At 72.1% G+C, this 7906-nt stretch carries 9 protein-coding genes; 2 read left to right on the plus strand and 7 right to left on the minus strand.

Annotated features, from left to right (window positions below; all coding sequences use genetic code 11):
• Positions 1–2: 2 nt before the first annotated feature.
• The 4 genes from ACGFQ9_RS14475 to ACGFQ9_RS14490 are packed head-to-tail and all read right to left on the minus strand — an operon-like array spanning position 3 to position 3578.
• Positions 3–1178 carry an ABC transporter permease gene (locus tag ACGFQ9_RS14475; protein ID WP_393574089.1) on the minus strand — a complete coding sequence of 392 codons (1176 nt, stop codon included), beginning with the start codon at positions 1176–1178 and terminating at the stop codon, positions 3–5.
• 26 nt (positions 1179–1204) lie between these two features.
• Positions 1205–1900 carry an ABC transporter ATP-binding protein gene (locus ACGFQ9_RS14480; protein WP_393574090.1) on the minus strand — a complete coding sequence of 232 codons (696 nt, stop codon included), beginning with the start codon at positions 1898–1900 and terminating at the stop codon, positions 1205–1207.
• Positions 1897–3048 (minus strand): peptidoglycan-binding protein, encoded by a 1152-nt coding sequence (locus ACGFQ9_RS14485; RefSeq protein ID WP_393574091.1) that lies wholly within the window; start codon positions 3046–3048, stop codon positions 1897–1899. Before ACGFQ9_RS14485 ends, ACGFQ9_RS14480 begins: the two co-directional genes overlap by 4 nt.
• Positions 3045–3578: a hypothetical protein gene (locus tag ACGFQ9_RS14490; RefSeq protein ID WP_393574092.1), complete on the minus strand. Its 534-nt coding sequence runs from the start codon at positions 3576–3578 to the stop codon at positions 3045–3047. The genes ACGFQ9_RS14485 and ACGFQ9_RS14490 overlap by 4 nt, the downstream gene beginning before the upstream one ends.
• Before the next feature lie 220 nt (positions 3579–3798).
• On the opposite strand from ACGFQ9_RS14490, the gene ACGFQ9_RS14495 reads away from it, so the two are divergent.
• Together ACGFQ9_RS14495 and ACGFQ9_RS14500 are read left to right on the plus strand one after the other, a co-directional pair.
• Entirely contained in the window at positions 3799–4455 is a 657-nt protein-coding gene (locus tag ACGFQ9_RS14495; protein WP_393574093.1) for a response regulator transcription factor, read from the plus strand.
• Positions 4452–5642 carry a sensor histidine kinase gene (locus ACGFQ9_RS14500; protein ID WP_393574094.1) on the plus strand — a complete coding sequence of 397 codons (1191 nt, stop codon included), beginning with the start codon at positions 4452–4454 and terminating at the stop codon, positions 5640–5642. Before ACGFQ9_RS14495 ends, ACGFQ9_RS14500 begins: the two co-directional genes overlap by 4 nt.
• Before the next feature lie 71 nt (positions 5643–5713).
• Here ACGFQ9_RS14500 and ACGFQ9_RS14505 read toward each other — a convergent pair whose 3' ends face one another.
• The 3 genes from ACGFQ9_RS14505 to ACGFQ9_RS14515 are packed head-to-tail and all read right to left on the minus strand — an operon-like array spanning position 5714 to position 7736.
• A complete protein-coding gene (locus tag ACGFQ9_RS14505) occupies positions 5714–6886 on the minus strand; it encodes a GTP-binding protein (protein ID WP_393574095.1) in 1173 nt (390 codons plus the stop codon).
• A 7-nt stretch (positions 6887–6893) separates the two neighbouring features.
• Positions 6894–7064, minus strand: a complete 171-nt coding sequence (gene rpmF / locus ACGFQ9_RS14510) for a 50S ribosomal protein L32 (protein ID WP_393574096.1) — start codon at positions 7062–7064, stop codon at positions 6894–6896.
• 60 nt (positions 7065–7124) lie between these two features.
• Positions 7125–7736 carry a GNAT family N-acetyltransferase gene (locus ACGFQ9_RS14515; protein ID WP_393574097.1) on the minus strand — a complete coding sequence of 204 codons (612 nt, stop codon included), beginning with the start codon at positions 7734–7736 and terminating at the stop codon, positions 7125–7127.
• Positions 7737–7906 lie beyond the last annotated feature (170 nt).

The raw sequence follows: 7906 nt of genomic DNA on the forward strand, positions 1-7906 counted from the left end.
TGTCACGGCGCGGCCAGGGCCTCCGTGGGCGAGAGCCGGGAGGCGCGTACGGCCGGATACAGGCCGGCCAGGGTGCCGATGGCCAGGGTGGCGGCGATGCCGCCGAGGACCGCCCGGACGGGTATCACCGCGGGCCAGCCCTGGGAGACGGCGTACCCGGTGGTCAGGACGGCTCCGAGCAGTACGCCGCCCGCCCCGCCCAGGGCGGACAGCAGCACGGATTCGGCGAGGAACTGGGTGCGGATGTGCCCCCGGGTGGCGCCCAGGGAGCGGCGCAGGCCGATTTCGGCACGGCGTTCCAGGACCGAGATGACCATGGTGTTGGCCACTCCCACGCCTCCGACGAGCAGGGCCACCGCGCCGAGGCCGAGCAGAAGGCCCGTGAAGGCCTGACCGGCGGCCTGTTTGGCGACGAGGGCGTCGGAAGGCCGGGAGACCTTGACCTCGTTCGGTGCCCGGGGATTGGCGGTGGTGCCGAGGACGGCTGCGACCGCTTCCACATCGGCGTCCTTGCTGCGGACGTAGACGCGGGTGGGCCGGCCGTCGAAGCGCAGTACGGTCTCGGCGGCAGGCCAGCCGACGAGGGCCGCGGAATCCAACTCCGGTGCGAGGACGACGGGTTCGAGGATCCCGATGACGGTGAACCACCGCCCGCCGATCACCACGCGGGTGTCCGGGTGGGGGCCGCCGATGCCCAGGCGTTCGGCGGCCCCGGCTCCGAGCACGGTCACGGGGTGCCTGCCGGTGGCCGCGTTGAGCCAGGTGCCGCTGCGCAGTCGGGCCCCGGTGGCGGAAGGGAGGCCCGTCCGTACCGCGTACGCGGTGATGCCGCCGTTGTCCGTTTCGGGGATCCTCTCGGTGCGGAAGACGTCGGCATCGGGAAGCTCGCCGATGGCCGACGTGGAGGTGACCGGCCGAATGCGGGAAATCATCCCTTCCGCGGTGGCCGGGAGCCGGGCCGTGCCTCCGGTCAGGGTGTCACCCGGGGCCACGGTGAGCAGGTTGGTCCCGAGGGTGGCCAGGGTGCGATCGAGCTCGGCGCGGGAGGACGAGGAGACCCCCACCACGGCGACCATGGCCGCGATGCCCATGGCGATTCCGAGCGCGGAGAGCACGGCCCGCGTCGGGCGGGTCCGCAGGCCCACGGCGCCGACCCTGACCACGTCTGCGGGCCTCATCCGTGACGGTCGCAGGACGCCGGCGGTCATCGGCTCACGTCCACTGCCGGGGCCTGCGCTCGGCGTACCTCACCGATGACCCGGCCGTCGCGCATGCGCACCTGCCGGGGCAGGGACGCGGCGAGCGCACGGTCGTGGGTGATGATCACGACGGTGGTGCCGGAGGCGTGGAGCTCCCGCAGCAGGCCAATCACCGTCTGCCCGGAGGCCGAGTCCAGTGCCCCGGTCGGTTCGTCGGCGAGCAGCAGCGCCGGGTCGCCCGCCACGGCACGGGCGATGGCCACGCGCTGGCGCTCGCCGCCGGACAGCTCGTGCGGGTGATGGTCCATGCGGTGACCGAGCCCGACGCGTTCGAGTGCCGCCGCCGCACGGCGCCTGCGCCCGGCGGGCCGCAGCCCGCGGTAGAGCAGCCCGTCGGCCACGTTGTCCAGGGCCGATGTCCCGGCGGCGAGGTGGAACTGCTGGAAGACGTACCCGATCAGGGAGGCACGCAGCGCGGACAACGCGTCGTCGGACAGCGCCCCGGCATCGTGGCCGGCGACGTGTACGCGACCGGTGGTGGGCCGGTCCAGGGTGCCGAGCAGGTTCAGCAGGGTGGACTTGCCGGAGCCGGAGGGCCCGACGATGGCGGTGAGTTCACCGGGGGCAATGCTCAGGGAGACCCCGTCGAGGGCGGTCACACCGCCGGGGTGGGTCTTGGTCACGTCCGTCAAGGTGATCACTTGGGTACACCCACCCTGACGCCCTGGGAGATGCCGCTGCCGGAGATCTCCACCCGGCCTTCGGCGAAGAGCCCCGTGGTGACGGGGAGGTATGCCGAGGTCGTCCCCTTCACCAGCTCCACCCCGAAGCCGCCCTCGGCGAGGGCGAGCAGCGCGGAGACCGGCACGGTGAGGACGTTCTCGCGGGTGTCCGCGGTGAAGGCCACGTGGACTCCGGCCTCGTCGTACGCGCGGACGGCCTCGCGGGCCTCGGCACCGGCCGGAACGACGATGACCCTGAGCTTCGTCTCCGCCTTCTTCTGCCCCTCGGCGGGCTTGGACACGGTGGACACCTCGGTGATGGTGCCGCCGACCACGGCTCCGTCCGGGAGCGTGACCTTGACGGGACCACCCTGCTCGGCCAGCCGCCGGTCGGAGGAGTCCAGCTCCGCCGTGACGGCCCTGGCGGTGCCGGTGTACGTCAGCACGCTCCGGCCCGGTCCGGTCTGTTCCCCCGGCTCCGCCTTCAGGCCGGCGACCCGGATCGCGTCGGCGGTGAAGACGACACTGCCGGGCTCCACGGTTCCGGTCTTCTTCAGGCCGAGGTCGTCCTGCCATCGCCGCACGGCTTTCGCCGTGGCCCCGGTGTACTCCTCGTCGGGCGTGAACCCGGAGTAGCCGAGTGCGGAGAGATTTTCCTCCAGCTGCCTGACGTCGGGTCCCTCCGAGCCCTTCGCCAGGGCACGGTAGGCCAGCAGCGATCCGTACAGCACCACCACGGGCTGGTTGTCCACCGCGTACAGGGCCTGGCCGCGGTTGATCTCCGTGCCCGGGCCGGGCAGCCGGGTGAGAGTGCCGGGAAGCCGTCCGAACGCGGTCCGCTCCGTACCGAAACCAAGCCGGGCGTCGGCGCTCCTGGTGTCCGTGAGCGTCTGCCGGAGCACCTCGACCGTCGCCGGCGGCAGGCCGTCCGCCGCCTTGCCACCGGCACTTCCGCTGCGGTCCGGGGCGAGGACGGCGACCGTTCCCGCGCCGGCCGCGGCCAGGACGAGGACGGCGGCCGTCACCTTCGTGGGCCGTCGCGTACGGTGTCGCCGCCGGCCGGGCCGGGCCGGCGCCGGGTCCCCCCGCTGCTCGTCGAAGGGCTCGTCGGGGTGGGTGACCGTCACTGGGCGCTCCCCGCCTTCCGGCGCTCGCCCGGGGCGCCGCCGCACTTCTTCCAGGCGTTCTCGAAGTCGGGGTCCTCGGCCTGCTCGGGGCCGATATCGATGCCCTGGCCCTCCTTGGGGTCGGCGAAGTCCGCGACGCCGTTCCCGCGCATGCACCGCGCGAGGTCGAGCATGGCCTTGCGGTCCTCGGAGTCGTTCCGTTCGGCGGGGGCCGGCGGCGCGAGCGGGCGGCACGCCTCGACGGCCCCATCGGCCTTCTCCTTGTTCGAGCCGTCGACGGAGAGCCCGATGCCCTGGCCGGGCTTGGGGTCCGCCACGTCCAGACCCTGCTGCCGCAGGCACCGCGCGTACCTCAGGTTCATGTCGTCCCTGCTCAGACCGGGAGCCGAACTGCTCCTCGGGCTCTTGGCGCTGCTGTTCGCGGAGGCCACCCCGCTGCCGTCCGGCCCTGACCCGCATGCGGTGAGCGTCAGGGCCAGGGCGGCCAGGGACAGGGCCGCGACAAGGCCGGGGGTACGTGTGCGAGACATCTGGGGCATCTCCTTGCCGATGGGCCGGCGGGGTGCCGGCCGACGGACGGGATGCAACACCCGGCGCCGTTACCCCACTGTTTCCCCGTCGGGACCCCCGACCCCGGAGAACGCTGTGGACGATCCCTTACGGGAAGGAAACGATCCCCTGGGCAACCATGGACACGAGAAGCCGCAGCCCGCCGGACGGGCGGTGGCCCCGGGGGAAGGACGGCGACGGATGCGGGTCCTGGTGGCGGAGGACGAGCGGCTGCTCGCCGACGCGATCGCGGAATGGCTCAGGCAGGAGACGCACGCGGTCGACGTCGCGTACGACGGCGCGGCGGCGCTCGAGCGAGCCGGCGTCAACGACTACGACGTGATCGTCCTGGACCGGGACCTTCCGCTGGTGCACGGCGACGAGGTCTGCGCCCGGCTCGTCGCATCCGGCGGTCAGCCGCGGCTGCTGATGCTCACCGCCGCCGTCGAGGTCACTGACCGCGTCGCCGGGCTCTCCCTCGGCGCCGACGACTACCTCACCAAGCCCTTCGCCTTCCCGGAACTCGCAGCCCGGATCCTCGCACTCGGGCGGCGTTCCCGCCCGGCCGCACCACCGGTGCTCCGCCGCCGGGGCATCACGCTGGACCCGGCGCGCCGCGAGGTGTTCAGGGACAACCGTTACGTACCGCTGGCGAAGAAGGAGTTCGCCGTCCTGACGGAGCTGCTGCGTGCCGACGGTGCGGCCGTCTCCACCGAACACCTCCTGGAGAAGGTGTGGGACGAGCACACGGACCCCTTCACCGGAGCCGTCCGCCTCACCGTACTCAAACTCCGCCGCAAGCTCGGCGACCCGCCCGTCATCGAGACCGTCCTGGGCGTGGGGTACCGGATTCCGTGAAGAAGCGCCCCATCACCCTGCGCGCCCGGCTCACCCTGCTCTACGGCGGGCTGTTCTTCGCCGCCGGCGTCGTCCTGCTCGGTGTCACCTACGTCCTGTTCGCCCAGCAGCTCGACCGAGGCGCGGACCTCAGCGTCCATTCGGACTCCGCCTCCGGCTCCGGTTCCGGCGGCAACGAGGCCCCGAGGCAGGACACCCCGCCCGAGAACCTCAACTGGGTGGCCGGCGAGGAGAAGAGACTGCACGACGCCGCGACCGCCTCGCTCATCACCCAGGGCGGCATCGCGCTGACCCTCGTCGGCGGCGTCGCGGCGGGCTTCGGCTGGCTCATCGCCGGCCGGGTGCTGGCTCCCCTCCACCGGGTCACCGACACCGCTCGCCGCATCGCCTCCGCGCCGGCCGCCGACCGCGGCCTGCACGAGCGGATCGCGCTCGACGGGCGGGACGACGAGGTGAAGGACCTCGCCGACAGCTTCGACCTCATGGTCGAACGGCTCGACCGCTCCTTCGACGGCCAGCGCCGCTTCGTCGCCAACGCTTCCCACGAACTGCGCACCCCGCTGACCGTGGGCCGTGCCCTCGTCGAGCTGGCCATGCACCGCAAGACCGCCTCCCCCGACGTGAAACGGCTCGGTGAGGACCTCCTGGAGATCAACGCCCGGCACGAGCGGCTCATCAGCGGACTGCTGCTGCTGGCCGGATCCGAGCACCGCGTCCCGGAACGGCAGCCCGTCGACCTCGCGGACGTGGTCGCCCATGTGACCGTCCAGAGCGGCCCCGAGGCGGGAAGGGCCGGGATCACCCTGTACGAGGACGCCGGCCCGGCCCCCACCACCGGGGACGCCCTGCTGCTCGAACGGATCGTCCAGAACCTCGTGGAGAACGGCATCCGGCACAACAGCGGCGTCGGCGGCTGGGTGCGGGTCGCCAGCCGCACCCGCGAGGACGGCCGGGCCGAGATCGAAGTGAGCAACACGGGCCCGGACGTGCCGTTGTACGAGGTGCCCACCCTGTTCGAACCGTTCCGCCGCCTCGGCACCGAGCGCCTCGTCACCGCGAAGGGCGCCGGCCTCGGCCTGTCGGTCGTGCGCTCGGTGGCCCGTGCCCACGGCGGCGACGTCACCGCGCACCTGCGCCCCACCGGGGGCCTGACGGTATCGGTCACGCTGCCGCGGTCCTCCGTGTAGCCGTGGCTGCGACCTCCCCCAAGCTCTCGGCTTCGCTCGAGCAGGGGGGACCCCCATCCCGGCCCGGAGTCTCAGGCGGCCTCCGGGGCGGTGTGCTCGTGCTCGCAGGCGTCGTCGATCCCGTACGTCTCCCAGGCCGGGAAGTCGTCCTCGGCGGGCACGGGCTCGCCGGGGTCGAGCAGGCAGGCTTCGAGAGCTGCCCGGAAGGCCTCGGGGCGCAGTCCGGTGCCGATGAAGACGAGTTCCTGGCCCTGGGCGGTGTCCGGGCCGAGGGCGCCCGAGGGTTCGAAGCGGGCCACCGAGCCGGCCTGTGACCACAGGCCGGTGACCCGGGGGCGGCTGGCGAGCCGGAAGAAGCCCTTGGAGCGCAGGATCCGGCCGAAGGTGCCGCTGTCCAGGCCCTTGGTGACGAAGGTCCACAGGCGGCCGGGGTGGAAGGGCCGGCCGGAGCGGAAGACGAGGGAGGAGATGCCGTACTCCTCCGTCTCCGGAACGTGGTCTCCGTTGAGCTCCTTGACCCACCCGGGTGCCTGCTGGGCACGTTCGACGTCGAACAGGCCGGTGCCCAGCACCTGTTCGAGGGCCACGTGGCCGCGTACGGCCGGCACGATCCGGGCCTCGGGGTTGAGGCGGGCCAGAGCGGCACGCAGCCGTGCCGCCTGGTTCGGCCCGACCAGGTCGAGCTTGTTGAGCACGATGACGTCGGCGAATTCGACCTGGTCCATGAGGAGGTCGCTGACGGTGCGTTCGTCGTCCTCGTACTGGTCGAGGCCGCGCGCGGCCAGTTCGTCGCCGCCGGCGAGTTCCGGCAGGAAGTTCGCCGCGTCGACGACGGTGACCATGGTGTCGAGGCGGGCCAGGTCGCCGAGGGTGGCTCCGTCGTCGCGGGGGAAGGAGAACGTCGCGGCGACCGGCATGGGCTCGGAGATGCCGCTGGACTCGATGAGCAGGTAGTCGAACCGGCCCTCGCGGGCGAGGCGGTCGACCTCTTCGAGCAGGTCGTCGCGCAGGGTGCAGCAGATACAGCCGTTGGTCATCTCGACCAGGCGTTCCTCGGTGCGCGACAGGGCGGCCTCACCGCCGCGGACGAGCGCGGCGTCGATGTTGACCTCGCTCATGTCGTTGACGATGACAGCGACCCGCAGCCCCTCGCGGTTGCCGAGGACGTGGTTGAGCAGGGTGGTCTTTCCCGCGCCGAGGAACCCGGACAGGACGGTCACGGGCAGTCGGTCGTACGTCGTCATGGCCGGCTCAGTCCTCGGGACGGAGCAGGCCGCGCTCGTACGCCTTCACCAGGCGCTGCGGCACCCGGTACACGGAGCCGTCGACCGTGACCGGGACGAGCTGCGGCGTGGTGGCCTTCCACTGCGCGCGGCGGTGCCGGGTGTTGCTGCGGGACATCTTCCGCTTGGGGACAGCCATGGGGAGCTCCTGGGTGAGTGGTGAGGTGTCGTCGGCGACACTATATGGAAATGGATTCCATTACCAATTGCGTTCGCCGGCAGGGATCGGTGCGGGGGTCGGGGCGGGGGTCGGTGTGGGCATCGGGATCTCGAAGTGGACCGTTCCGTAGCCGCCGTGCTCGCCCGTCGTGCGGGCGTCGAAGACCTCGGTGGCGAGGCTGCGCCAGAACCCCTCCGCGCCGGGGATGTCGACGTTCGTGTGCAGGTAGATGCGCTCGTATCCGGGGACGCCCGCCGCGAACGCGCAGGCCGTCCGGACCATGGCGCGGGCCAGTCCGTGCCGGCGGTGTCCGGGGCGCACGTACACGCGGAGGAGCTGCGCCGTGCTGCCCGACGGGTAGAGCTCGGCGAGCCGTCGCGGGTGCGGCGGGTGCGCGGGGCCCCGGGAGTGCACGGCGGTCGTGCCCACCACCCGGCCGGAGTGCACCGCCACGACGAGGGTGTGGCGCGGGTGGCGCAGGTAGGTGCCGTGGATGTCGATGACATCGGAGTGCCACTGGGGGGCGTAGCCGTAGTCGAACTCCCGGTAGAAGGTGTCGAGCATGACGCTGCGCGCGCCGTCGACGTCTCCCGGTTCTGCGTGCCGTACCACGTACGGGCCCACTTCTTGATCCTGTGTCAGATCCTTCATCGCTCCGCTCCCTCTCCGGTTCCGGGAGCGGCAGGCTATCCCGGGAAGCGTCCTATTGGAAATGAAAACGCTTTCAGATAACGTCTCCTTCGCCGGTTCGGACGCCTCCTGCCAGGTGGTCCGTGCCGCACGCATGCCCGAGAGCCGTGATGGCGATCTGAGAAGGAGTC

Origin of the sequence: Streptomyces sp. NPDC048603 (assembly GCF_043199475.1) — a bacterium.
Classification (GTDB): Bacteria; Actinomycetota; Actinomycetes; order Streptomycetales; family Streptomycetaceae; genus Streptomyces.